This window comes from Nonomuraea sp. SBT364 (genome assembly GCF_001083785.1).
Classification (GTDB): Bacteria; Actinomycetota; Actinomycetes; order Streptosporangiales; family Streptosporangiaceae; genus Nonomuraea.
In genome coordinates this window covers 207,733-231,607 of record NZ_LAVL01000001.1, presented here as the reverse complement: position 1 = coordinate 231,607, position 23,875 = coordinate 207,733, and the positions used below count along the sequence as shown (strand labels likewise).

20 protein-coding genes and 1 pseudogene are annotated in these 23,875 nt (G+C 70.5%); 16 read left to right on the top strand and 5 right to left on the bottom strand.

The features are described 5' to 3' along the window. The first annotated feature begins 219 nt into the window (after window positions 1-219). A complete protein-coding gene (locus ADY59_RS52280) occupies window positions 220-642 on the top strand; it encodes a hypothetical protein (RefSeq protein ID WP_049556519.1) in 423 nt (140 codons plus the stop codon). 284 nt (window positions 643-926) lie between these two features. On the opposite strand, the gene ADY59_RS01145 is transcribed toward ADY59_RS52280, so the two are convergent. Next, window positions 927-1,592, bottom strand: a complete 666-nt coding sequence (locus ADY59_RS01145) for a response regulator (protein WP_049556517.1) — start codon at window positions 1,590-1,592, stop codon at window positions 927-929. Beyond that, window positions 1,589-2,704, bottom strand: a complete 1,116-nt coding sequence (locus tag ADY59_RS01140) for a sensor histidine kinase (RefSeq protein WP_049556515.1) — start codon at window positions 2,702-2,704, stop codon at window positions 1,589-1,591. Before ADY59_RS01140 ends, ADY59_RS01145 begins: the two co-directional genes overlap by 4 nt. Before the next feature lie 157 nt (window positions 2,705-2,861). On the opposite strand from ADY59_RS01140, the gene uidA reads away from it, so the two are divergent. The 3 genes from uidA to ADY59_RS01125 are packed head-to-tail and all read left to right on the top strand — an operon-like array spanning window position 2,862 to window position 6,324. Continuing rightward, window positions 2,862-4,607 carry a beta-glucuronidase gene (gene uidA / locus ADY59_RS01135; protein ID WP_197093375.1) on the top strand — a complete coding sequence of 582 codons (1,746 nt, stop codon included), beginning with the start codon at window positions 2,862-2,864 and terminating at the stop codon, window positions 4,605-4,607. After that, entirely contained in the window at window positions 4,604-5,956 is a 1,353-nt protein-coding gene (locus ADY59_RS01130; RefSeq protein WP_197093374.1) for a glycoside-pentoside-hexuronide (GPH):cation symporter, read from the top strand. The genes uidA and ADY59_RS01130 overlap by 4 nt, the downstream gene beginning before the upstream one ends. Beyond that, window positions 5,932-6,324 (top strand): hypothetical protein, encoded by a 393-nt coding sequence (locus ADY59_RS01125; RefSeq protein ID WP_049556510.1) that lies wholly within the window; start codon window positions 5,932-5,934, stop codon window positions 6,322-6,324. Before ADY59_RS01130 ends, ADY59_RS01125 begins: the two co-directional genes overlap by 25 nt. Before the next feature lie 358 nt (window positions 6,325-6,682). Here the strand turns inward: ADY59_RS01125 and ADY59_RS01120 are convergent, their stop codons facing one another. Further along, complete coding sequence (locus tag ADY59_RS01120) at window positions 6,683-6,946, bottom strand: carboxymuconolactone decarboxylase family protein (protein ID WP_053174344.1); 264 nt, start codon at window positions 6,944-6,946, stop codon at window positions 6,683-6,685. Between the two features lie 228 nt (window positions 6,947-7,174). On the opposite strand from ADY59_RS01120, the gene ADY59_RS01115 reads away from it, so the two are divergent. From ADY59_RS01115 to ADY59_RS52275, 5 genes and pseudogenes are all read left to right on the top strand, one after another. After that, on the top strand, window positions 7,175-8,878 hold the full coding sequence (locus ADY59_RS01115) for a SpoIIE family protein phosphatase (protein ID WP_049556508.1): 1,704 nt from the start codon (window positions 7,175-7,177) through the stop codon (window positions 8,876-8,878). Window positions 8,879-9,087: 209 nt separating this feature from the next. Further along, window positions 9,088-9,360: an FAD-dependent oxidoreductase gene (locus ADY59_RS53190; RefSeq protein ID WP_197093373.1), complete on the top strand. Its 273-nt coding sequence runs from the start codon at window positions 9,088-9,090 to the stop codon at window positions 9,358-9,360. Further along, window positions 9,345-10,628, top strand: coding sequence for an FAD-dependent monooxygenase (locus ADY59_RS01105; protein ID WP_049556506.1), 1,284 nt, complete (start codon window positions 9,345-9,347; stop codon window positions 10,626-10,628). Before ADY59_RS53190 ends, ADY59_RS01105 begins: the two co-directional genes overlap by 16 nt. A gap of 126 nt (window positions 10,629-10,754) precedes the next feature. Next, window positions 10,755-10,913, top strand: a complete 159-nt coding sequence (locus ADY59_RS49505; RefSeq protein ID WP_156325229.1) for a hypothetical protein — start codon at window positions 10,755-10,757, stop codon at window positions 10,911-10,913. Window positions 10,914-10,944: 31 nt separating this feature from the next. Then, window positions 10,945-11,145 (top strand): annotated as a pseudogene (locus ADY59_RS52275) (transposase); the annotation flags it as partial. A 252-nt stretch (window positions 11,146-11,397) separates the two neighbouring features. Here the strand turns inward: ADY59_RS52275 and ADY59_RS01095 are convergent. Then, window positions 11,398-14,166: an ATP-binding protein gene (locus ADY59_RS01095; RefSeq protein ID WP_049556502.1), complete on the bottom strand. Its 2,769-nt coding sequence runs from the start codon at window positions 14,164-14,166 to the stop codon at window positions 11,398-11,400. Between the two features lie 181 nt (window positions 14,167-14,347). Between ADY59_RS01095 and ADY59_RS01090 the strand changes: the two genes are divergently transcribed. Together ADY59_RS01090 and ADY59_RS01085 are read left to right on the top strand one after the other, a co-directional pair. After that, a complete protein-coding gene (locus tag ADY59_RS01090; RefSeq protein WP_049556499.1) occupies window positions 14,348-14,971 on the top strand; it encodes a glyoxalase in 624 nt (207 codons plus the stop codon). Window positions 14,972-15,009: 38 nt separating this feature from the next. After that, the gene (locus tag ADY59_RS01085; protein ID WP_049556497.1) at window positions 15,010-15,516 is read left to right on the top strand and encodes a pyridoxamine 5'-phosphate oxidase family protein; all 507 of its coding nucleotides are present in this window, start codon (window positions 15,010-15,012) and stop codon (window positions 15,514-15,516) included. A gap of 524 nt (window positions 15,517-16,040) precedes the next feature. Here the strand turns inward: ADY59_RS01085 and ADY59_RS01080 are convergent. Then, window positions 16,041-16,442, bottom strand: a complete 402-nt coding sequence (locus ADY59_RS01080) for a hypothetical protein (protein ID WP_049556495.1) — start codon at window positions 16,440-16,442, stop codon at window positions 16,041-16,043. A gap of 718 nt (window positions 16,443-17,160) precedes the next feature. Here ADY59_RS01080 and ADY59_RS01075 point away from each other — a divergent pair. The 5 genes from ADY59_RS01075 to ADY59_RS01055 all read left to right on the top strand — a co-directional run bounded on the left by ADY59_RS01075 (window position 17,161) and on the right by ADY59_RS01055 (window position 23,869). Continuing rightward, a complete protein-coding gene (locus tag ADY59_RS01075; protein WP_049556493.1) occupies window positions 17,161-20,133 on the top strand; it encodes a helix-turn-helix transcriptional regulator in 2,973 nt (990 codons plus the stop codon). 89 nt (window positions 20,134-20,222) lie between these two features. After that, window positions 20,223-21,104, top strand: coding sequence for a CPBP family intramembrane glutamic endopeptidase (locus tag ADY59_RS01070; RefSeq protein WP_156325228.1), 882 nt, complete (start codon window positions 20,223-20,225; stop codon window positions 21,102-21,104). 615 nt (window positions 21,105-21,719) lie between these two features. Further along, complete coding sequence (locus tag ADY59_RS01065; protein ID WP_049556489.1) at window positions 21,720-22,427, top strand: AfsR/SARP family transcriptional regulator; 708 nt, start codon at window positions 21,720-21,722, stop codon at window positions 22,425-22,427. A 151-nt stretch (window positions 22,428-22,578) separates the two neighbouring features. Continuing rightward, on the top strand, window positions 22,579-23,271 hold the full coding sequence (locus ADY59_RS01060) for a hypothetical protein (RefSeq protein ID WP_156325227.1): 693 nt from the start codon (window positions 22,579-22,581) through the stop codon (window positions 23,269-23,271). A gap of 46 nt (window positions 23,272-23,317) precedes the next feature. Continuing rightward, complete coding sequence (locus ADY59_RS01055) at window positions 23,318-23,869, top strand: hypothetical protein (protein WP_049556486.1); 552 nt, start codon at window positions 23,318-23,320, stop codon at window positions 23,867-23,869. The last annotated feature ends 6 nt before the right edge of the window (window positions 23,870-23,875 follow it).

Below are 23,875 nucleotides of genomic sequence, written 5' to 3'. Positions count from 1 at the left end.
CGTTGCCCGCGTCCACCAGAGACAGGCCGCCGACCGTGTAGTCGGTCGGCCCTTTGCCCAGGTCATTGCTGATGCGCCAGGAAGGCCCGTCCTCGTTGGTGATCGTGAGGTTCAGCGTGGTCATCCTGCCCTCGCGCTGGAGCTGGGTGATGGCCACGGTCATGTCACGTCCGCCGAGCTTGAATCGCTGGGAGGCGATCGGGGCAGGAGCCGAGGGCGATGCGGCCGGCGTGGCCGCGGCTGCAGGTGCCCGACGGTGACGGCGTCGACCTCCACTGCACGTGCACCGACACCTCGGGGGTACGGCTGTTCAGCTCCAGGTTCGGTCCGCGGCAGGCTCGGGACTTCTGGGCCCTGTTCGAGCTGGCGTCGCCGGCCGACCGTGCAGCAAGGGCCGTCGGCCGCGACGACGCCGCCTTCCACCGTGCCAAGCGACAGGGCATTGTCGAGTTCATCCGCGAACTCATCGTCGCCGCCACCCGCGAGGGCCTGGCCGCCGCCCGGGACATGCTGCCTAACCCCGGCACCTCGATCACCAGGCTGCTCGGCGTCTCGCCGAGCACGCTGTACAACCACATCCCCGACCTGCAACAACTGCGCGCCGGTGATACCAGCGAGCCTCCCGCCGTGACGGACTCATGATCACCGGTTGGGCCGTGAGCTTGCTGAGCTACCAGGAGGCTCAGTTGGTGATGACGGCCTGTAGCGGCTCTTCCCCCTGGTGGGGATTGATGGTGCCGTTGATGTCGAGGGGAGGCACTTCGGCCAGGCCGAAGGCGTGACTGCCTCGTTGGCGACCATCACGGCCGCCGAGATAGGCCCGGCCATCGGTGCGTCGCCGTGCTACCCGGCGGTGGGGGCCACGGCCGGCACATAGTCCATGTCGTATCCGTCGCCGCGCAGCCAGGCGCACTTCGCGTCCTCGCTCAGGCACCGCCCGGCCGGGTCAGGCCCGACTCGTAGGCGGCCATCACCAGCTGAGCACGGTCACGTGCGCCCAGTTTGGCAAGGATGCGCCCGACGTGGGACTTGACGGTCAGCGGGCTCAGCACGAGTTGCCCGGCCAGCTCGTCGTTCGACAGCCCCGCCGCGATCAGTACCAGCACCTCCCGCTCGCGGGCGGTGAGCTCGCCGACGCGGCCGGCCACTGCGCGCCCCCGGTCGGGCATGCTGACGACGCGGGCGATCAGCGAGCGCGTGGCGCCGGGCGACAGCAGCGCCTCCCCGGCGGCCACGGTGCGGATGGCGTCGAGCAACTGGGCCGGCCGGGCGCTCTTGGCCAGGAAGCCGCTCGCACCGGCCCGCAGCGCCCGCACCACGTTCTCCTCTGTCTCGAACGTCGTCAGCATCAGCACCCGTGTTGCGGCCAGATCGCCGTCGGCGCAGATGCGCCCGGTCGCCTCGATACCGTCGCCGTCGGGCATGCGGATGTCCATGACGACCACGTCGGGGCGACTCGCCCTGGTCGCGTCGACGGCCTCGGCGCCGGTCGCGGCCTCACCGACCACCTCCATGCCGTCCGCGGCGGCCACCAACTGGGCGAAGGCGCCACGTACCAGGTCCTGGTCGTCGGCGAGAACCACGCGGATCACTGGGTACGGTCGTCCTTCCAGGGGAGTACGGCCACCACCTGGAACCTGTCGTCCTCGGTGGCGCCCGCGGTGAGCGAGCCGGAGACCGCTCGCGCGCGTTCGGTCATGCCCAGGATGCCGTAGCCGGCCTCTCCCCGCGCGGGCCGGTTGTCGTTGACGATCAGCAGGCGCAGGTCGCGGGGCGAGTAGGAGATCTCCACCTGCACGCCGCTGCCCGGCGCGTGCCGGGCGGCGTTGGTCAGCGACTCCTGGAGAATCCGGTACGCGGACAGCCCCACGGCCTGCGGCGGGGCGGGCGGCGGCTCCCCGGTGGTACGGACCCGCAGGGCGAGCCCGGCGGCACGGGCCCGGTCGATCAGCTCGGGCAGCTCGTTCAGGCCGGGAACGGGCGCGGAGTCGTCCGCGCTCGAGCCGTGAACAGTGCCGCGCAGCACGCCCAGCGTGGCCGACAGGCCGCCCATGGCCTCCTGGGCCGCCTCGTCGATCACCTCCATGGCCTGGGCCAGGCTTTCCGCGGTGCCTAGATGGCGTGCCACGGACGCCTGCACGCCGATGACGGAGATGCTGTGGGCCAGGATGTCGTGCAGTTCGCGGGCGATGTGCAGGCGTTCCTCCATGACCCGGCGCCGGCCTTCCTCCTCCTGCTCGCGCTGCAGACGCCGGGCCCGCTCCAGGGCCGCCGCCGCCGCCTCCCTGCGCGCCCGGATGATCTCCGTAGCCACCAGCGCGAAGCCGATCCAGCCGAACGCCCCGACCGCCCCTGTCGGGCCGAGCGGGCCCGCCCAGAGCGCGACCGCGCCCAGCAGCGCGGCACAGGCGGCGCCGATCACCACGCCGCGGGTCCGTGAGCCCGCGGACACGGCGGTGAACAGGGCCACCATCAGCGCGGGAATCAGCGGCTCGTGCGGATAGCCCTGCGTCACGTACGCGATCAAGGCGGCGAACGAGGCGACGAGGACCGTCAGCGGCCATCGGCGCCGCACCGTCAGCGGCGCCACCACAGCCACCGCCAGAGCCACGGCCAGGGCCGACGGCGGGCCGCTCTCCACGCTGATCGCCATCAGCGCCGCGCCGAGCAGCGCGGGGGCGGCCAGCAGGCTCAGCCACTTCACGAGCGCCTCACCCGCCCATCATGGCGCGACCGGTGCAGGGGTGTCGTCCTCCCCAGGTAGGCATCCCGTTGCTCCCACGGCAGGAGCTGCAGGTGCCGACCGTGGTCGGCTGCGCCGGATCGCCCGGCCAGGAGAGCGTTGCCCCATGCTTCGACCAGTGGAAACAGTGTCCAGGGAGACCAAGTCGCTCGACGGCGTGTGGCGCTTCCTGGTGGACAAGGACCGAGCCGGACGGCATGAGCAGTGGTGGACGGCCGACCTGCCCGGCGCGCTCGACATCCCGGTGCCGTCCAGCTACAACGACATCTACCCCGACCCGGCGATCCGCGATCACGTCGGGGACGTCTGGTACCAGACCGTGGTACGGCCGCCGGCCTCGTGGGAGGGAAAGCGGGTGGTGCTCCGGTTCGACGCGGCGGCGCACCTGGCCACGGTCTGGGTGGGGGAGAAGGAGGTGGTCACGCACCGGGGCGGATTCGTCCCGTTCGAGGTGGAGGTGACGGACCTGCTCCAGTACGGGAGGCCGAATCGTCTCACCGTCGCGATCAACAACGAGCTCAGCCTGTCGGCCATGCCGCCCGGCCGGCAGTACCGCACCCCGGCGGGGGCGACCGCGCAGGCCCTGACCGGCGACTACTTCAACTACACGGGCCTGAACCGCCGGGTGTGGCTGTACACCACCCCACATGAGCACATTCAGGACATCACAGTGCGGACGGATCTGGACGGCCCGGACGGCCTGGTGAGCTACGACGTGTTCACGTCGGCGCCCGGCGGGGTGACGGTGCGGCTGCTGGACGCCCGGGGCACGCAGGTCGCCGCCGGCTCCGGCCACACGGGCGAGCTCGCCGTCCCCCAGGTGCACCGCTGGGAACCCGGCGAGGGCTACCTTTACCGGCTGGAGATCGGTTACGGCGAGGACGTCTACGAGCTGCCGGTCGGCGTCAGGACCGTGGCCGTACGGGGGCGCGAGTTCCTGATCAACGGCAGGCCGTTCACCTTCCGGGGCTTCGGTCGCCACCAGGAGAGCCCCGTGCGCGGGCACGGCCACGACGACGTGATCATGGTGCACGACTTCGCGCTGCTGGACTGGATCGGCGCCAACTCGATCAGGACCGCGCACTACCCGTACGCCGAGGAGGTGCTGGAGCACGCCGACCGGAACGGCATCGTGGTCATCGCGGAGCAGGAAGCCGGGATGATCAATCTCGCCATGGACTTCGGCCCTCGTACGGGCCCGGAGCCGCGGACGTTCGGCCCCGACGGGTTCGGCGCCGACGCGCGAGAGGCATGCCTGACGTCGGTCCGCCGGCTGATCGAACGTGACAAGAACCATCCGAGCGTGGTCATGTGGTGCCTGTCCAACGAGCCGGACTCGGCGGCCGACGGGGCACGGGAGTTCCTGGAGCCGATCGTCGAGCAGGCCCGCGAACTGGACCCGACCCGGCCGGTGTGCTTCACCAACGTGTTCCTCGCCCCCGCCGGCCAGGACCGGGTCACCGACCTGTTCGACGTGATCTGCCTCAACCGCTACTACGGCTGGTACCTCGACGGCGGCGACCTCGCCTCCGCGGAGAAGCGGCTGGTGGAGGAGCTCGATCAGTGGGCGGCGCGGCACGACAGCCCGATCCTCATCACCGAGTGCGGCGCGGAGGCGCTGCCCGGCGCGCACGAGGTGGCGGCCACGATGTGGACGGAGGAGTACCAGAGCGAGGTCCTGGAGATGGTCGCCCGGGTCGCCGATGCGCACGCGGCCGTGGTGGGCCAGCACGTGTGGAGCTTCGCCGACTTCCGCACCCGCCAGGAGATCATCCGCCCGGAAGGCAACAGGAAGGGCGTCTTCGACCGCGACCGTAAGCCGAAGGCCGCCGCGTACGCCCTGCGTCGGCGGTGGCGGTCGTGAGACGCCGCCACGTCGTCGGCTACGGGCTGGGGGAGGCCGCCAACCAGGCGGCCTTCGCCACCGTCACGCTGCTGTTGCTGTCCTTCTACACCGACGTGGTCGCGATGAACGCCGCCGTTGCCGGGCTGGTCCTCATGCTCGTCAGGATCGCGGACGCGTTCTTCGACCTGTTCGCCGGACGGCTCATGGACCGCACCGACACCCGATGGGGCAAGTTCCGCCCCTTCCTGCTGGGCGGCGGGATCGCGCTGGCAGTCACCAGCGTGCTGCTGTTCACCGTGCCCGACGGGGGCGAGGGGCTGCGGATCGGGTACGCGGCCGGCACGTTCGCGCTGTTCGGCCTCGCCTTCGCCTTCAGCCAGGTGTCGCTGGGGTCGATGGCGGCGGCGATGACCCAGAACTCCCGGGAACGCGACCGGCTGGCGATGGTCCGCTCGATGTCGTCGTTCTTCGTCTATCTTCTGCTTTATGCGGTCATCGCCCCCCAGTTGGAGGGCGCGGCCGACCAAGGGCGCGCGTACCTGGTCGTCGTGGCCGCCGCCTCGGTGGTCGCGGTGCTGCTGTTCGCCGGGTCGTTCGCCCTGACCGAGGAGACTGTCAGCCGCGCCGAACCCCGCATCACGCTGCGGCAGAGCCTCGCCGCCGTCCGGCTCAACCGGCCCCTGCTGGTGCTGTGCGGCAGCATGCTGGTGATGCTCGTCGGCTTCGAGACCTTCAACTTCGGCATGCTGTACTACGCCCGGTATCTCGCGGGCGGGGTCGACACGTTCACCGTGATGGCCATCTCGATGGCCGTCGGCCAGGGCCTGTTCAGCTGGCTCACGCCCAGGTTCAGCCGCCGCCACGGCAAGCGCGCCGTCTATATCGGCGCCGGGCTGGTCGCCGCCGCCGGCTATCTGGCGATGCTGGTCGTCGACCCGTCGCGGTTGTGGCTCGTGCTGATCGTGCTCGGCGTGGCCTCGTCCGGCACTGCCGTGCTGCAGACCGTGATGCTGTCCTTGCAGGCCGACACGGTCGAGTACGGTCAGTGGCGCTCGGGCCACCGGGCGGAAGGCGCCATCTACGCGTTCTTCTCCTTCGCCCGCAAGGGCGGCAACGCCGCCGCCGCCGGGCTGGCCGGGCTCGTCCTCGCCGCGACCGGATACGCCGCCAACGCGGCCGTGCAGCCCGCCGGAGCGGATGGGGGCATCCTCGCGCTGGTCGGCCTGATCCCCGCGGCGGGCTTCGCGCTCGCCGCGGCCTGCATGGCCTTCTACCGGTTCAGCGAGCGCGACTACCGGCGGGCCGTCGCCGACATCGCCCGATCGAGACAGGAGGAGCAGCCGTGGCTCTCGCTCAAGGGCTCCTGATCGCCGGAATCCTGGTCAGCCTCATCAGCCTCGGGCAGACCGTGTCCCACCTGTGGGACGACGCCTACCTGGTGCCCGAGGCCAAGGACGGCGTCAAGCACGCCCAGTTCCACATGCAGCGCGAGGCCGTGGGCGACCTGGGGCACATCGCTGTGATGCTGCTCGTCATCTTCGCCCCCGCGGGTGAGCGCGGCCCGCTGCTGTGGTGGGTCCTGGCCGCGACCATGCTGTCCTACTACGGCGCCTACTGGACAGGCCACCTGCTGATCGGCATCGGAGCGCCGCACTGGTACGCCAGGAGCGTCCACCTGGTCGTGACCGCCTGCGGCGCCCTGGCACTCGCCCTGTCCTACGGCGCCTACCACTGAGGGAACCGGCAGGTCCACCCGCCGGCCGCGTGCGGTCGCACCCGTGGCCGGTGGCCCTGCCAGGTCGCCGGCCCGCACGTCCAGGCCTGTTCCGCCGCGGCCGGAGGGCCGCGATGAAACCTGAGCATCGGAATTCGGTGAAAGCGGAGGAGTCAGAGGTTCCCAGAACGCGCCGGAGCTGGGCGGTGTAGGCGCGGGGGCGGCTTGACTTCATGTTGACGTCAGCATTGTCGGGGGAGGCGGCGACCCTGCCGGAGCCGAGCCATCGAGCACAGCAAACCCCAGATCAGCCCCTGTGACGCAATATTCGGCACCCACACGCGCCAAGTGGAATGCGCATGCTGAACGGTCCTCAGAGTCAAGGCCCGTCAGGTTCGGCGCGGTGTGAGCGTGCACTGGACCCCGCGCAGTGGTCATGGAAGCCTTGAGAGGTAAGGCCGAAGGCCGCGTTGATTCGGGAACGCTGATTCTCCACCGCGATGACAGCGGTGAGCTCGACGGCCTGCGCCTCGGTGAAGTGGCTCAGCAGGCCGGCCACGAGGTCGTCGGTAACGTTGGGCGGAGTGTCGGTCATCGCCTCGGCGTAGCGCAGCACCAGGCGTTCCAGGCCGGTGAACAGCACACTGGTGCGCCAGGTTCTCCCGATAGCGGAAATCGATGCACCAGCCGCAGCCGATCCTGACCACAACCGCTCCGAGCGGTGAGAACGCTGTCGCGTCAACCACCGGCGCCACAGGCGGCGTCATCGGCGCCTGCGCTGTACCGCAGGTCAGGACGGACCGCGAAGAGGGACGCGAAGGGGCGTTTGGGAAGGATGGTTATTAGGGTGTACTAGAGGAGGTATGGCGCCATGAACGCTGCGCGCGGCACGGATGACGCGCCTGCCTCGAACGACATCAGCGGAGCCGACACACTGCCGGATGCCCTGGACGCAGCCGCGTACGTTGTGGACGCCCAAGGGCGCATCGCTGGGGTCAACCGGCACGCCACGCGAGTGCTCCGTCGCACTGCTGAGGAGATGGTGGGCAGGGACGCGCACGACCTGCTGCACCGCGGGAGTGCCGGTGAGCCGCTGTCGCGGGTCCGTTGCCTGATGAGGCAGTCCTTGCTTTCCGGCCGTACGCTGCACGACGACCATGGCTGGTTCGAGCGCGGGGACGGCTCCGTGTTCCCCATCTCCTGGGTCATCACCCCGTGCCGGATCGGTGGGGGCAGGACCGGAGCGCTGGTGGTGTTCCAGGAGCTCGCCGCGGCCGGCGAGGTGGCGGAGCAGGCGCACGCTGCCACGTCGATGTCGGAGCTGGATCGGCTCGCTTTGCTCGCCGAGACGACCACGACGCTCACCTCGAGCCTTCACGTCGAGGAGATCCTGCGTCAACTGGTGCGGCTGGTGGTGCCGCTCCTGGGTGACTGGGCTGTGGTGGACCTGCTCACTGAGCGGAGGGGCGTCGAGCGGGCCGTGGTGGTGCACCATGAGGACGGTGTCCTGGTGCACCGGGAGGATCTGGAGGGGCCGATGCCGCCCGTGCCTGAGGACTCCTCCATGCCTCTGTCCCGGGCGTTGCGCGGAGTCACCGCCACACTGGCAAGCCCGGCCACCTATGACAGGCGGCCGGATTCCGGCATCGCGGTCGCCCAGCAGGAGCTCTTCCGGGCGAGCGGTATGCATTCGGCGAGCATCGCGCCGATTCGCGGCGTGCGGGAGGTGGTCGGCGCGCTGACCCTCGGCCGGGCCACGCGCTCCGGCGCGTTCACCGCCGCTGACCTGCTGCTGGTCGAGGACATCGCCCGCCGCGCGGGGCTGGCCCTGGACAATGCCCGCCTGTACGAACGGCAACGCCGGGTCGCCGAGACCATGCAACGTCACCTGCTGCCCCAGATGCCGTCGGTGCCCGGGGTGGAGATGACCGCCTGCTACCGGCCCGCACCGGACGCTTCCCAGGTCGGCGGCGACTGGTACGACGCCTTCGTCCTGCCTGACGGCACGACCGCGCTGGTGATCGGCGACGTGGTCGGCCATGATCTGGACGCCGCGGCGGGAATGGCCCAGGTCTGCAACATGCTGCGGGCCTACGCCGGAGCGGAGGAGGAGCCGCCCAGCGTGATCGTGAACCGGCTCGACCAGGCGGTGTCCCGCATGGCACAGACCGTCATGGCCACCGTCGTCCTCGCCCGGCTCGAACACACCGACGACGGCAGATGGCTCCTGCACTGGACCAACGCCGGTCACCTGCCACCGCTCCTGGTCGAACGGGACGGACAGGCCCGGTTCCTGGAGCAGGGACAAGGCCTCCTCCTGGGCACCGGCCTGCGTCCCGACCGTAGCGACACCGTCGCTGCGCTGCCCCCGGGGTCAACCTTGGTGTTCTACACCGACGGACTGGTCGAGTCGCACCACCACACTCTGGACCATGGATTGGCCCGGTTGCGGAGATACGCCGCTTCCCTGGCCCACCGTCCGCTGGACTCCTACTGCGATGTGCTCTTCGAACACGCTCGCCCGGCTGACAATGACGACGACGTGGCCCTGCTTGTCCTGCGCATACCCGAATAGCCCCGACTGCCCCCGGACTCCTCCCGGCACGGTGGCAGACGGCAGGAAGTTGTCAGCGCATCGTCGCTATAGGCACACGATCTCGGACCGGTATCTGACACGAGCATGTTCAATTCAGTCTATGGCGGACGGAGTTGACGAGTGGGCGCTTGCCCACTCAAAATGGGCGCGCGGTCACTCTATCGCCGCGACGAAGGGAGAGCGTCTCCATGGAGACTTCACACATGACGGATGTCGTCATCGTCGGCGCAGGCCCAGTGGGGCTCACGTTGGCGTGCGACCTCGCCCGCCGCGACGTCCGCGTGCGGATCATCGATCGTGCCACCGCGTATCCAGTCGGAACGCGGGCCCGCGGCGTCCGAGCCCGCACACAAGAGGTGTTCGAGGACCTCGGCGTGCGTGACCGCCTGGCTGAACACGCCGAACCACCCTTCCCGCGCGCTTCTACGATGCGCAGGGAAACGTGGTGCGCGAGGCGGTGATGTACGACGCTCCCCCCGTGCCGGGCGTGCCCTATCCGGGCAGCCTCATGGTGGGGCAGCAGTTCACCGAAGCGACCCTGCGCGAGAAGCTGGCATCGTTCGGCACCCGGGTGGAACTCGGCGGCGAACTGGTAGAACTCGCACAGGACCGCGACCAGGTCACGGCATCCGTCCGATTCGACGGGCAACACCAGGACGTCCGGGCGCGCTACCTCATCGGATGCGACGGCGGCGGCAGCACCGTGCGTAAGCAGGTCGGGATCGACTTCCTCGGGGAGACGTGGGAGCAGCAGCGGATGCTGTTCGGTAATCTCCGCGTCGACGGACTGGACGCCTCGGTCGCGCATATGTGGGCCACCGGCCCCGGCGGCGGCATGCTGACCCTGGCCCCCATGCCGAGAAGCGGAACCTGGTTCTTCACCGCGCCGCTGCCGCCGGACGACGGCCAGGGGACCTCCCCGGTCTCGGTGGAGACCTTCGCCGACATCTTCTCGCAACGAGTCGGGATGTCCGGGGTTCGCTTCCACGACGCGGTCTACCTTTCGGTGTACCAAGTCAACATCCGTATGGTGGACCGGTATCGGGACGGCCGCGTCCTCCTGGCGGGAGACGCCGCCCACGTGCACACGCCTGCCGGCGGCCAGGGCATGAACACGGGCGTACAAGACGCCTACAACCTCGGTTGGAAGCTCGCGCACGTCCTGCGCGGAGCGCCCGAACCGCTGCTGGACACCTATGAGGAGGAGCGTCTGCCGATCGCCGAGCACGTGCTGGCCTCGACCACCGCTCGGGGCAGGTTCTGGAGCAGCGACGACTCCGCACGCGTGTCGGAGCGCATCGTCGGCGCGTTCCAGGGCCGGGACCCGTTCAGCGACGTCAGCCAGCTGAGCATCACCTACCGAGGCAGCAGCCTGGCCCGCGACTTGGATGAGGCGATCGGCATCCGTGCCGGCGATCGCGCCCCGGACGCCCAGCCCGCACCCCAGGTGAGCGAGGGCCGACGCGGTGATGTGCACACGCATCGCATTCTTCCCCCAGGACTCCCCTGCAGCGACAGCGAAAGCGCGCTCATCGACTCAGCCGGAGAGGCGCACGATCTCTATGGGGTCGACGGCGACGGTCTCGTGCTGATCCGCCCTGACGGCTACGTCGCGCTCACGGGAGGCAGCTGGGATGACCAATCCGTGGCCGACTACCTCGAACGAGTGACCGGCGATCGAGCGCACCGCTTCGAACGTGTGGCCGCGGCCGCGAGGTCTGCCTGGTAAACATCGTGATCGCCCGGGACGATCTGCGGTCACGATTGCGCGCGACGACTCCGCACGGCATCCCCATCCTCACCGAGGTCAGCGCTGGCCTCGCGGCCTACCTGGAGGCTGAGCGCCGCGTCGGTCGTGTATGGCGGACACGGATGCCCGCACGCTTGCCTGACCCTGATCGGCACCGGTCACCTGCTGTTCGCCGGAGAACTCGGCGCGCTGCCCGACGCCTCGGCCGTCCGGGAGATCGTCGAGGCGATCACCGTCGGTGCGGAGCCAGGAATTCGTCCCTGACGGCCCGGAACCCGGCGGGTAGCCGGAACACATTGCTCTCCGGCGTCCCTGCCGCAGCGACTTGTCCGATGCCCGATGGACGTTGATCGAACCGACTCCGATGGCCTGGGGGGCGGCCCGGCGGAGTCCGGGACCAGCAGCACGCATCCATGACCTGCGGGAAATCGTGAATGCCATCCTGCGCGCGTGCCGGACCGGGATCGCCTGGGAGTACCTGCCACACGACTTCCCGCCTTCTTCGCGCCCCGGGTGGGCCGGCTCCGGCAACGCCCCGACCACGAGCACCGGGGCGCGCATGCCGCGCCGGGCGCAATCCCGTGTGAGGCCGATCACCGGGTGACGGTGTTCCTACGGGAGGCGTACTTCCGAGGGCGTGGTCATCACAACGTGCTCGACGCGTCGTGCCGTCGGTTCGACGCCTGATGTGGACGGCATGAGGAAGCAGTGCGGGTGGTCGCTGTCCGAGTCGTACCCCGGCGCCCGGTCACGGCGCGAGGCCGAGATCGGTCAGGGTAGCGGCGCCGCGGGCGGTGTGGTCGCCGCCCGCCAGGAGCAGGCTGCGTGCTGCCTGGTAGCGGCAGCCGGCGGCCTCGAAGGCGCCTGCCGTGGCGAGGAGGCGCTTCGGGTCCTGGTCGAGCAGAGAGGCCGCGCGCTCCACGATCGCGCCGGCGACCGGGTTGCCGGCGGTGATGGCACGGGCGGTGGCCAGGCGGTCACGCGCGTGGGGGCTGCCGGCGAGGACGGCGGCTTCGGCGCGTATCGCTACGTACCAGTGCAGCCAGATCCAGGTCACCCACTTCCACACCTCGCCGGGTTCGGGCGCCAACCGGTCCATGGCTGCGGCGGCGTTGCCGTGGTGGAGCATCCGCATCGCGTCGTAGAGCGCTCCGTAACCGTACTGACGCTCGGGTGAGTCGTCGAGCCGGTCCAGGACCGTCTGCCATTCGCGCTCGGCGTCGTGGTCGCCGCGGAGGTTGTGGATCATGGCGACCGCGGCGGCCGCCGGGCCGAGGGTTGCCTTGGCGGGGCTGTCGGCTCGCCGCCATGCGTCGAGGAAGCGGGTGCTGCCGGCGAGGAGTTCGTCGACGTTGCCTGCCAGGGCGTCGGTGACCAGCAGCCAGCTCACCGCCCGATGGCCCACTTCGGCCAGGGCGGGATGGTCGGCCAGTTGCCGTCCCCACCGCCGGGCGTCCGTCAGGTTCCCGGCGCCGAGGCTGGTCTGTACGGCCATGCCGAGTCCGTCGATCAGTTCGTGGATGCCCCCCGGCGCCTCCCGCTTGCCCGCCATGGTGGAGAGCAGCGTGATGCGGCGTCCGGCTGTGGTGGCGCAGGCGAACGTGTCGCCGGCCCAGGCATGTGCGGCCGTGAGCGCGTCGAGTGCGGCGGACTCGGCGAGCGGATCGCCGATCCGGCGCGCCAGCTCGACCGCGCGTCCGGCGCGCGCGAGCGTCTCTGGTACGGCGTTGCCTGCCGGACCCTGAGCCGCGCCGAACGCGTCGCTGAGCACCGCGGCCTCCGCCAGCGCCACCGCGGCCTCGGCGGCCAGGTCGCCACCGGCCAGCTCCCGCGCTTCGGTGACCAGGGCGACGGCTTCCTCCTCGGGGGTGATCCGCGTGAACGTGCTGGAGAACCGGTATGCGGTGGTGGCGGCGGTGGCCAGGTCCACGGCGGCGCCGGCGGTGTCCCCGGCACGGCGGGCGGCAGCCGCGGCGGCGCGGTGGAGGCGGTACATGTCGTCGCCGCGCGTACGGCAGCCGGCCACGTCCGCGGCCTGGCGGAGCATGGTCGCGGTGGCGGCGGGGTTGTCGGCGAGCGCGGATGCCTGCTCGAAGCGCTGCTGCGATTCGCCGATCAGGTGGCGGGTGAACGTCAGCTCGGCCAGGTGCCGCGCCAGCCGGTGGGCGTCCGCGCGCTGTTCCGGCTCGCTCGCAGCCCAGGTCAGCGCCGCGCGGAGGTCGTCGGCGACCGCGTCGAAGCGTGCCCGCCAGTCCGGCCCGGCCACCGTCAGGCGGGCGGCCTGGGTCAGGCACCAGCGCAGGTGCCGGGTCCGGGTGCCGGCCAGCTCGCCGGCCTGGCCGAGCCGTTCCGTCCCATACTGGCGGATGGTCTCCAAGGCCCGGTAGTAGGTGCCCGTCGGGGAGGCCGTCACCGCCAGCAGGCTCTGTTCGGCGAGCCGGGCCAGTCCGTCGGTGACCACGTCCATGGGGGAGCCGACGACCTCGGCCGCCGCCGATGCGCTGAAGGGCGCGACGAAGATCGACACCCGGTGCAGGAGCTCCTGGTCGGCCGGTTCCAGCAGGGCGTGGCTCCAGTCCAGGACGGCCCGCACCGAGCGGTGCCGCTCATCGGCGCGGGAGCCGCCGGCGAGCATCCGAAGCGGGTGGGACAGGGCGGCGTGGATACCGTCCAGCCCGAGCGCGGGATAGCGGGCCGCGGCCAGCTCGATCGCCAGCGCCATGCCGTCCAGCCGCTCGCAGATGGCGGCGATCTGGTCGTGCCGGGGCTGATCCAGCGGCCCGCCGGCCGCCGTCGCCCGTTCCATGAACAACGTGACGGCGTCCGACTCCCCGGCCAGCGACAGCGGCGGGACCTGATACACCCGCTCGAACGGCACCATCAGCCGGGCCTGGCTGGTCGCCAGCACGGTCACGCGCGGGCAGGCGGCGAGCAGCCGCTCCAGCAACAGCGCCACCTCGTCCACGACGTGCTCACAGTTGTCGAACACCAGCAACGCATGACGGTCGGCCAGCGCGGCGACCACCGACTCGGTCAGGTCGCGGCCGGGCTGCTCGCCGAGTCCCAGCGCACCGGCGACAGCGGTCGCGATCATGCCGGGATCGGTGACGGGGATCAGGTCGACGAACCACACTCCGTCGGGGTATTGGGCGGCGACCTCCGTCGCCACCGCCAGCGCGAGCCGGGTCTTGCCGACGCCGCCCGGACCGACCGCGGTCACCTGGCGGTGCGTCCTGACCACCTCCGACAGCTCCGCCACCTCCCTGGCGCGGCCGACGAACGAGGTCAGCGGGGCCGGCAGGGGGACCGGTTCGTGCTGTGGCTGGTGGGCGTCCGCGCGCTGGGCGAGCGCTCGCCGGTCCGGCACCTGCAGCTTGCGCAGCAGTGAGGAGACGTGGCTCTCGACGGTGCGTACCGAGATGAACAGCCGCGCCGCGATCTCGGCGTTGCTGTAGTGCGCGCCGAGGAGCTCCAGTACCTCGGCCTCCCTCGGAGAGATGTCCACTTCTGTCGCCATGGTCGCATTCTGTCGCATCTCCTGTGGTCTGATGCCGTACGGGCTATCCGTGGTCGGCTCCGTGGTCACCACGGATGCTCACCGGCCAGGGGCGGCACGAAGCTGGAAGCACATCAGACCGCGTCCTCAGCCTCATCCAGGACCGATAGAACCTCATCCGGACCGTCGAGAAGGAAAGGCGATGACCTCCATCCTCTCCGTCACGTTCGAAGTCCCCGACCCCGCGGCCGCCGACGACTTCTACGCCACCGCCTTCGGCGTGGGAGATCGGGTACGCACCCGCGAATCGCAGGCGCCGACAACCGGCTTCCGCGGGTATCTCATGTCGCTGGTGGTGTCCCAGCCGAGCACGGTGGACAGCCTCTTCGGCACCGCTCTGCATGGGGGCGCGACCGCCCTGAAGCCGCCCACGAAGAGCTTCTGGGGTTATGGCGGTGTGCTGCGGGACCCGTACGGCACGCTCTGGAAGATCGCGTCGTCGTCGAAGAAGGACACCGGCCCGGCCACCCGGGACATCGACGACATCGTGCTCCTGCTGGGGGGCGACGACGTCGCCGCGGCCAAGAGCGTCTACGTCGAGCACGGCCTCTCGGTGACCAAGAGCTTCGGCCGCAAGTACGTCGAGTTCGACACCGCGCCCGTCAGGCTGGCCCTCTACAGCCGCCGCGCCGCCGCCAAGGATGCCGGCGTTCCGATGGAAGGAACCGGCTCACACCGGCTCGTCATCGGCACCGACGCCGAGCCCATGACCGACCCGGACGGGTTCACCTGGGAGGCCACCGCCACCTCCCGCCCGGTCGGCTGAACGCACGACGTCCACCCTTTTCCTCTGGAGATGACGAGATGACAACCCCTGCCGCCCGTCCCCTGGACCAGCGGGTCCGCGACACCCTGGACCGGCTGGAGCGCGACGTCGACGCCTGGTTCGCGACCGCCGACCCGGCCGGCTCGCCCTACCTCATGCCGCTGTCGTACCTCTGGGACGGCCGGACCCTGCTCATCTCCACCGCCGGGACCAATCCCACGGCCCGGTTCCTGGAGGCGACCGGCACGGTCAGGATCGCGATCGGCCACACGCGCGACGTCGTCCTCATCCATGCCGACGTGCGCGAGAAGATCCCCGCCGCCGAGATCCCGGACGAGGTCGGCGACGCCTTCGCCGCCAAGGCCGGCTTCGAGCCCCGTGCGCAGGGCGGCGGCTACTCCTACTTCCGGCTGGTCCCGCGACACGTACAGGCCTGGCGCGAGGCGAACGAGCTCGCCGGCCGTGACCTCATGGCCGACGGCAAGTGGCTCACCGGCGACGACGCGCCGAGCGAAGCGGAACCACGCTGCACCTCCGGGACCTGAGCACGTCGACCTCGCAGCCCGGGGAGGACGGGTCGAGGCCCGCCGCTACATGGGCCTGGACATCCTGACCGAAGCCCGCGTCCGGCTCGTCGCCGGCGACCCACCGACCCCGAACCGAGCCGCCTTTCCTCCGCCGACCGCGGCGCCGGGGTGCGGTGGGTGAGCCCGTCCGCGATCGTGGCCGGAGTCGGGCTGCTCACCCGGTGGCCCTCGCGCAGTGACAGCACGGTGCCGGCCCCATACTCGGGCTGAGGGCTTCGGCCGCCACCGCGCAGCCGGGCGTTCATGCCGTGGGGTTCTGCCGGTAGAGCGCGACGGCCGGACGGGCCAGGTCGATCGTCCGGCCGGCCGCGTCCACGGCTTCCCGGCCGGGAGCGTGCGCGTACAGATTGTGGTGCACGCGGCCCTCCCGGTCGGCGGTCCAGATTCTCGGCAGCGGGTACATCCCGAGCCTGCCGCCGAACCGTACGGCTCCCGCGTCGCGGACGAGTGCGCGGGGAGGTCCGCGTGGAGCGGCGGTCGCGTCAGTAGTGTCCGATGACGGTGGAGTTGTCGGCGTAGTCCCATTCGCGTGCCGAGGAGATGGCGTTGACCGTCAGGTTGAACGGCCCGGGCCCGGCCTCGTACCGCCGTACCGTCACCTCGAAGAACTGCGGGTAGGAGCCGGACATCAGGTCGCAGGTCGCTGCGAAGGTGGCGATCTGGCAGTGGGCGGTGCCGTTTCGCACGCCGGTGATGACCTGGCCCTTGGACACCTGGAAGTTGACCTGCACCCGGTCCACCTGACCTTCAGCGCCGACGCCGACGGCGTAGACCTCTGAGCCGATCGCCTCGCCGTTCACCCAGACGTTCGCCGGTGTCCCGGCGTGGGCGGCGCTGCTCAGCATCGTGGTGGCGGCAAGGGCGGCAAGGGCGGTGATGGCCAATTTCTTCTTGATGAGAATCTCCTGTCGAAGCTCCGGCCCGCAGGGGCCGGAGGGGGTGAGCCTGTTGTCTCGGCAGCTCCCCGTGGGTGGATCGGGGTGCCCGTCTCCTTCGTGATCGGATTCATGGGCGATCACCAAGATACGGAGACGGCGGCGGCGGGGAATCCGCCGTGCTTAGGTACTTTCGTCGCACGCCTTCAGTACGGCGGTGGTCAGTTCCGTTCATTGCGCCGGGCGACGCCGACGAGGTCGTCGGGTGTGGCGTCGGGCAGGGCGGCACCGAGCTGGTTCCAGGCCGGAAGTCCAGGTACGGCCGAGCACCAGGGCGGGGTGTCGACCAGGTTGGCCAGTAGCCTCGTTCGGCTTCCCGGCGCAGCCCGGGAACCCGCTGGGGGAGACCGGTTCTGGTAGGCCGTGTCCGGCCGCGGTGACCGCGATACTGTGGCCGAACAGGTGCTTGCGCCTCGGACGCCGCGGATATCACCGTCCTCTTGTCTCGCTGGAGAACGGTGGAATCAAAGGGGGGAGTGACGCGGCCGCTGTTGTTCTCCGAGATCACCCACGTGCTCCGTGATGACGGCGTTCTGGTCAAGGTCAGCCATTTCGCTGCCCACGGCCCGCTGTTCGAGTCACCGGCACGGCGCCTGGAGCCATGGCATCGGGCTGCCGCCGCGGACACGGCCGGGAGCGACTGTTCCAATGAGCCGGAAGGTGGGCGATGGTGGAGTTGCCGGTGATCCGGGACGGGCTGCTCGGCATCGCGCCAGGCCGGCCCGAGATCGCGGTCGGAACACCGCAATGGCGCGCCTGGCTGACCGAAGCCGCCGCGTTCGCCGTCGAGCATCCGGCGGGACGCTTCACCGTGCGCTGGGAGACGTCCGGTAACGGACGCGGCACGGGCTACTGGCGGGCCCATCGACGGGTCCTGGGCGTCCGGCGGCGGGTCTACCTGGGCGGTTCGGATCAGGTGACCGCGAACGCGCTGGACGACGCAGGCCACGTGCTCGCCGCCGCGGCGTCGCACGGCGAGCCGCCCGAGGTCACCAAGCTCGGTGTTCCGCCGGCGCGTGCGGGCGCGGTGGCCCGGCCACAGCTCTACGCCGCCTTGGACCGTGCAGCCAGGCTGCCGCTGACGCTCGTCTGCGCGCCCGCCGGGTCCGGGAAGACCACGACGCTGGCGGCCTGGGCGGCGACCACGTCGGCACGCGTGGCCTGGCTGTCCCTGGACCGCGACGACAACGATCTCGTGACGTTCTGCCGGGGATTCGCCGCCGCGCTCGACGTCACGATGCCGGACACCGCCATCGACTCCCGCCCGGCCCTGCGCCGCCGTTTGGCCGGCCTGATCAACAAACTGGCCGGCCGGCCCGGCGACCTGGTCCTGGTGCTGGACGACTATCACCTCATCGGCTCGGCCGACCTGCACGATGCCGTCGCCCACCTCGTCGAGCGCCTGCCGCCACGCATCCATCTGATCATCGCGACCCGCTACCCTCCACCCCTGCCGTTGGCGACCTGGCGGGCCAAGCACCGGATGTGCGATCTGGACGCCGCACGCTTGCGCTTCACCACCACGGAGACAGCGGCGTTCCTGGGCGAGACGATGGGCCTGCGCCTCGGCCCCCGGGCCGTCGCCGGCCTGCACGCGCGGACCGAAGGCTGGCCCGCCGGTCTGCAGCTGGCGGCGCTGGCCGTGGGGCGGGGCGTGCCCGCCGGGCACGAGATCGCCGCCGCCACCGGCGACCTGGACGACTACCTGGTCACCGAGGTGCTGGACGGGCTGCCTGACGAAACCCGGCAGCTCGTCCTGGCCACCTGCGTCCTGTCCAGGTTGACTCCCGCATTGTGTGACGCGCTGACCGGCCGGACCGACGGCGCTCGAGCCCTGCCCGCGCTCGCCCGCAGCGGTCTGTTCCTGGTCCCTCTTGACGCGAGCGACCGCTGGTACCGCTACCACCAGCTGTTCGCAGCGGCCGTGCGGCGCTACCTGGCCCGGCGGTGTCCCGAGCTGCTCCCGGAGTTGCATCGGCGCGCGGCCGACTGGCACGAGTCGGCCGGGGACCAGCGCGAAGCGGTCGAGCACGCCCTTGCCGGAGACGATCCGCGCGTTGCGGCCCGGCTTCTGGCCAGGCTGGCTGAGCACGACGGCGGACTCTGGCTGGAACACGCCCGGCTCAGCCGGTGGCTGGGCGGGCTGCCCGAGCCGACGCTGGCCGAGAACCCGGTGCTGTGCCTGCTCGTCTCTTTCACCCTCATCCACGGATCGCTCCGGGAGGGGGCATGCTCCCATCCGTACGCGACGGACGATCCCGCTGCTTGGCTGACGCGGGTGGACGCCGCCCGCCTGCCGCCGAAGGCGCGCGCTCTCCATGCCACGATCCTTGCGCACTGCCTCTTCCTCGACGGGTCACCCGCGGCGGCGATCGACGCCGCGCAGGCGGCCCTCGACCAGCCGTACCTGACCGAGCCGGGCATGCGTCTCCAGACCGTGCTCCGGCTGACCGACCCGCTGGGCCACGGGGTCCAGGAAGGTCCTGGCCAGCGCGTCCAGCAGGAGTGCGCCCGTCTGAGCCGGTCCGAATACGACGTGACGCACCGCCTGGACGCACTGCTGGTGCTCGCGCAGGCGCATTTGTGCCGCGGCGACCTACGGCGGGCGATGGCGAGCTGCCGGGAGTCCGCCGCGCTGGCTGCGGCGCGGCGCGTCGAGCCCGATGAGCACCTCGCCGCGGCCCCGCTGGTGATGGTGGAGGCACTGTTGGAGGGGCACCGGATCGGCGAGGCCGTGGCACACGCCCTCGACCTCCAAGCCGCGACGGACCACCACGATCCCGGAGTACGGCTGCACGGATACCGGGCCGCGGCCGACCTCTGCCTGGCCCGCGGCGATGAGCCGGGAACGCTCCGCGCATTCGACGCGATGGCGGACTACATCGCTGGAACACCGGGCCTGGACAATCCCGGCTTCGGCGCCGCCGCGCGTCGGTCTGCGGCGGCCCGGCGAGCGTACGCGCTGCTGACGTTCGGACACCTGGCCGCGGCCGAGCACACGCTCACCCAGGCCAGAGCCATCACCGTGGCCGGCGGCGAACCTCCGGCGGGCCTGCGCCTCTACGAGGAACTGATCGCCGCCCGGATCGCGCTGGCCGGACGCGACTGGGCCACCGCGGACGCGATCGCCTCCCAGGCGATGACGCGGCACGCCGACGTCGTCTGCGCCGCCTCCCACCTGCGGCTGCGGGTGGTCGCGGCGCTGGCACGGCAGGCAGCCGGCGATCGGCGCCGGGCACTGGCGGCCATCGCCGGAGCGCTCGCGCAGGCGGCGCCGGGCGCGTACCTCAGACCGTTCGCCGAGCATGGCGATGACCTGGCCCCCCTGCTCGCCGAGGCGGCATGCAAGGCGCGGCAGCTCGCCATCCAGGAACGCTTCACCCGCCAGGCCTACCTGGCCTGCACCGAAACCGTAGGCGCCAAGCCCGGCGCACCGGAGCTGACCAGCCGCGAGATCGAGGTCCTGAGCCTGCTGACCGAAGGACTGTCCGCACCGCAGGTGGGCGAGCGCCTGGGCCTGGCGCCCAGCACGGTGCGGTCCCACCTGGAACGCGTCTATACCAAACTCGGCGCCCACACCGGCCCACAGGCGGTGGCCCGCGCCATCCGCCAGGGTCTGCTCCCCGGACCCGTGAGGTAGGAGCGCCGATGTTCGGCCCGCCGGCTACCGGGCGGTATTAGGGCAATCGCCGGAGGCAGCGCACTGGTCACATCCCTACCTTGTCTCCGGTGACTTTGAACCCATCGCCGACCTCCCATGACACCGGCACACGCACCGAGCCACCGCATGCGCTGTGGATGTTCTTCGCCCTCGCCTTCGCCTTCAGCTGGCTGCTCTACCTGCCGATCGTGCTGTCCGACGATGGACTGGACCTCCTGCCGATCGGCAAGGACAGCTGGCTGCTGGACGTCTGTGTGATCGCGGGCTCGTTCGGCCCGCTGGTCGCGGCCCTGGTGACGCTGCGCAACACCGCGGGCCCGGGCGCGGTGCGGAGCCTGCTGCGGGGGCTGCGATCCTGGCGGGTGCCGCCGCGCTGGTACGTCCTGGTGATCGGCGGCGTCCTCGCGGTGCCGGTGATCGCCGCCTTCGCCATCCCGGGCACCGCCGCTCACTTCACGTTCTCGGCGGACGTGGTGCCGTCACTGGTCATCATGTTCCTGACGGTGCAGCTCGTCATCGGGGCGCTCGGCGAGGAGCCGGGCTGGCGCGGATATGCCCTGCCCAGGCTGCAGCAGCGGTACGGCCCGCTGCCCGCCTCCCTCATCCTCGGACTGATGTGGGGCGGCTGGCACCTACCGCTGTTCGTATCGTCGGCATGGGCGGACCCCAAGGGCGGCGCCACTCCGGGCACCATCGTGCAGTTCCTACTGCTGACCACGGTCCTGTCCATCTTCATGACCTGGGTGTTCAACAACACCGGCGGCAGCCTACTGATCATGGTGCTCCTCCACGACGCGTTCAACTCGGGCATGAACGCGGTCAGCGACCTCTTCGACGGCTCCCCCATGACCCGGAGCCACGTCCTCCTGCCATCGATGATCGGCTTCGGCGTACTGGCGGTTCTCGTCCTGCTCACCACTCGCGTCAGGCTGTCGCATCGACGCTCCTGACCGGACGGGTTCGCCGAGCGTGGCGCGGATCGCCGCGTCCAGGAGCTGGACCCCAGAGCGCTCAGCCTCTCCTCGCGCAGGCCGAGCCGGGTCGTGGTGACGACGGTGATCGGACGGCGACCGCCGAACGTCGACCCGGACGAGGGCCACACGGTGCATCGCACGACCGACCGTCCTTTCGCATGCGCTCGGAGACCGCCGCGGACACGCGAGGGAAACGCCGGGGAAACACGTCGTCCCGTTGAGTGAGCTCACGGCTCCTGCCTCATCTCGGCGGCGCGACCCGTTCAACTACGACGTGAGGACCATGGCATGCCCCCTCCAGCCGATTCCCCCGTCCCCGACCGCCGCGTCTTGATCGTTGTCACAACTCGTCGGTTCCCGCATCCCGTCCATCACCCCGCTGACCTGCGGCTGCCGTGGCGGTGCGTAGCGAAATGTGTAATGCCCCACTGATCAGCGATCGGACGGCGGTGCTCGAGAACAGCCTGCCACGCGAGCGGGTCGATCAGCCGGGCAAAGAAAGGGTGCCGCGTGCTACTTCGCGTCTTCGGCCATGTCGAACTTGTCGCCCCTCACTTGACCGTCTCCATACCCGCGGCACACGCGAGAAGTGTGCTGGTCGTACTCGCGCTCGAAGCCGGCGCCACCGTCGCCTTCGATCGCGTGTGCCGCATGATCTGGGACTCGCCGCCGCGGTCGGCGGCGAGCAATCTCCGCACGTACGTCGCACTGGTCCGCCGCTACCTGCGGCTCACGGGATACGACGACTACATGATCACGGTACGTGGCGGCGAACGCGGTTACCGGCTCTGCGTGCCGCACGGCCTCATCGACGTCCACCATCTCAACCGCCTGGCGGACAGCGGCCATCTCGCGCTCACGCAGAATCGGCTACCGGCCGCGATCTGCGACCTGACCGGCGCGATCGGCATGTGGCGCGGGCCGGTGGGCAGCGACATCGCCGCGTCGAGCCAATTGCGCAGCCGCCTCGACGCTTTCACCTTCCGATATTCAGGTGTCAGGGAGGACCTTGCCGAGGCTCAGTTACTCACCGGACAGCTTCGATCGGCCCACCAGAACATCCTCGACACTCTCGCCGAGCACCCACTCCGCGAACGCTCGTGGGGGCAACTGATCCGGGTCAGCTATCTTCTCGGCCAGCGAGACGCCGCCTTCGCCGCCTACCATCGGGCCGGCCGCCTGCTCTGCGACGAACTCGGCAGCGATCCAGGCGCCGAGCTGGTGCGCCTGCACCGGGCACTTCTCGATGACGACGAACACATTCTGAAATCGCCGGGACAGCACGAGATGTCGATCTGATCGATGAATGGCATTTCACCTCTGGATGGCGCATCGCTGTGTATCACCCGGGCCGCTCTGCGTGATATGCGATGCGTGTGCGGCCGCTGTGCCACTCGCTGTTCTCATGGACATGAGACAGCTAGGAAAGTGGGGCGTCGTTATGCAGCGCATGACATCTGACGGTGCGACGGTCATGGTAGAGGGCCTGGACCCGGCGCGAATCTACGACTGGGACGAGCACCAGTGGTTCCGCGACGGCACGTGGGAGGGGGCACTGTCCATCCACCCACGCGGTGTCGCCGAAGTGGAGATCGTCGAGACCATGCGCGGCAGGGTCACCCGGACCACCCCCTACCGCGGCGGCGAGGTCATTCTCGGCCTTGGCATCCGCGAAAAGGGAGAGAGCCAGATCGGGGTGGTGGCCTGGCGCGGTCCTCATCACTGCGTGACGACCCACGTCACCCCTGCGGCCGCCAACCTGTCCACTGCCATCAGCCTCTTCTCCAAGTTCCGCCTCGAAGACCATCCCGAAGGGCTCGTCCTCTTCGATCCGCCCGGTAAACCCGGCCGCGGCTTGATCACCCGGCATTCTCTGGTGACGGGCCTCAAGGGCGAACCCACTCTGATCGAGATCCGGCCCGTACGCGACAACCTCACCATGCTGCCTAGAGGTGCGGGAATGCGGGTGGCGGGCGGTGAGCTGTGGCGCCAGCAATACCCCGACATGACCGACCAGGTGGATCTGATGCTGCTCAGCGAGACGGCGCTTACCGTGATCTCCGGCTTCGAGTCCGGCACCGTGGGCTTCCAGAGCGGTGTGAACGCCGGAACCACGATGCGCGTCGACTGGGCGGCCGCGTGAGCGAGCGGACCGATGGGCACAGCGGCTCGCGAACGCGGGAGACGCGGTGAGCGGTCTCGCCGTACTCCTGGTGATGCCCACGCTCGCCGGCGCGCTGTTGCTCTCGCTGGCCGGCGCGGAGCGGGTGTGGGCGGCTGTGGCAGGACGGGCCGCGCGGACCTGGGACGCGTCCCACGCTCCGCGGTCGGTCGCGCATGGCTGCGCCGAGGCGCTGCTCGGTGCGGCCACAGCGGTCGCGCTGCTCGCGCCGGGAGGGTGGACCATGCCGCCAGTGCTCGCCCAGGCCGCACTGTATGCCGTTTTCGCGCTGGTCAGCGTGCTGCGTGCGGCGGAGGCCGGTCGGTCTTGCGGCTGCTCCGCGCTGCTGGACGTGCCGCTGCGCCGCCGTGCCTCGCCAGTCTTCATCAGAGCCACGGTCTTCGCCGTCGTCTCCGCGTCCAGTGTGGGCACGCTGTCCGGCTGGCACGCCTTCCTCAGCGCCGAGCCGTACGGCGGGCGACTGCTCGCGGTGTCCGGTGGCGCGGCGCTGGCGCTGATCACCTTCGTCTTTCCCTATGTCCGTACTCCGGCTGCGACCGTGGCTGCCCCCCTGAATTGAGGTGAC

Bases quoted from the DNA above. Each gene is read 5' to 3' on its own strand.
- ADY59_RS52280 (WP_049556519.1), top strand. From the start codon at position 220: ATGCGGCCGGCGTGGCCGCGGCTGCAGGTGCCCGACGGTGACGGCGTC.
- ADY59_RS01095 (WP_049556502.1), bottom strand. From the start codon at position 14,166: ATGGCGACAGAAGTGGACATCTCTCCGAGGGAGGCCGAGGTACTGGAG.
- ADY59_RS01090 (WP_049556499.1), top strand. From the start codon at position 14,348: ATGACCTCCATCCTCTCCGTCACGTTCGAAGTCCCCGACCCCGCGGCC.
- ADY59_RS01075 (WP_049556493.1), top strand. From the start codon at position 17,161: ATGGTGGAGTTGCCGGTGATCCGGGACGGGCTGCTCGGCATCGCGCCA.
- ADY59_RS01060 (WP_156325227.1), top strand. From the start codon at position 22,579: ATGACATCTGACGGTGCGACGGTCATGGTAGAGGGCCTGGACCCGGCG.
- ADY59_RS53190 (WP_197093373.1), top strand. From the start codon at position 9,088: ATGGAGACTTCACACATGACGGATGTCGTCATCGTCGGCGCAGGCCCA.
- ADY59_RS01085 (WP_049556497.1), top strand. From the start codon at position 15,010: ATGACAACCCCTGCCGCCCGTCCCCTGGACCAGCGGGTCCGCGACACC.
- ADY59_RS01115 (WP_049556508.1), top strand. From the start codon at position 7,175: ATGAACGCTGCGCGCGGCACGGATGACGCGCCTGCCTCGAACGACATC.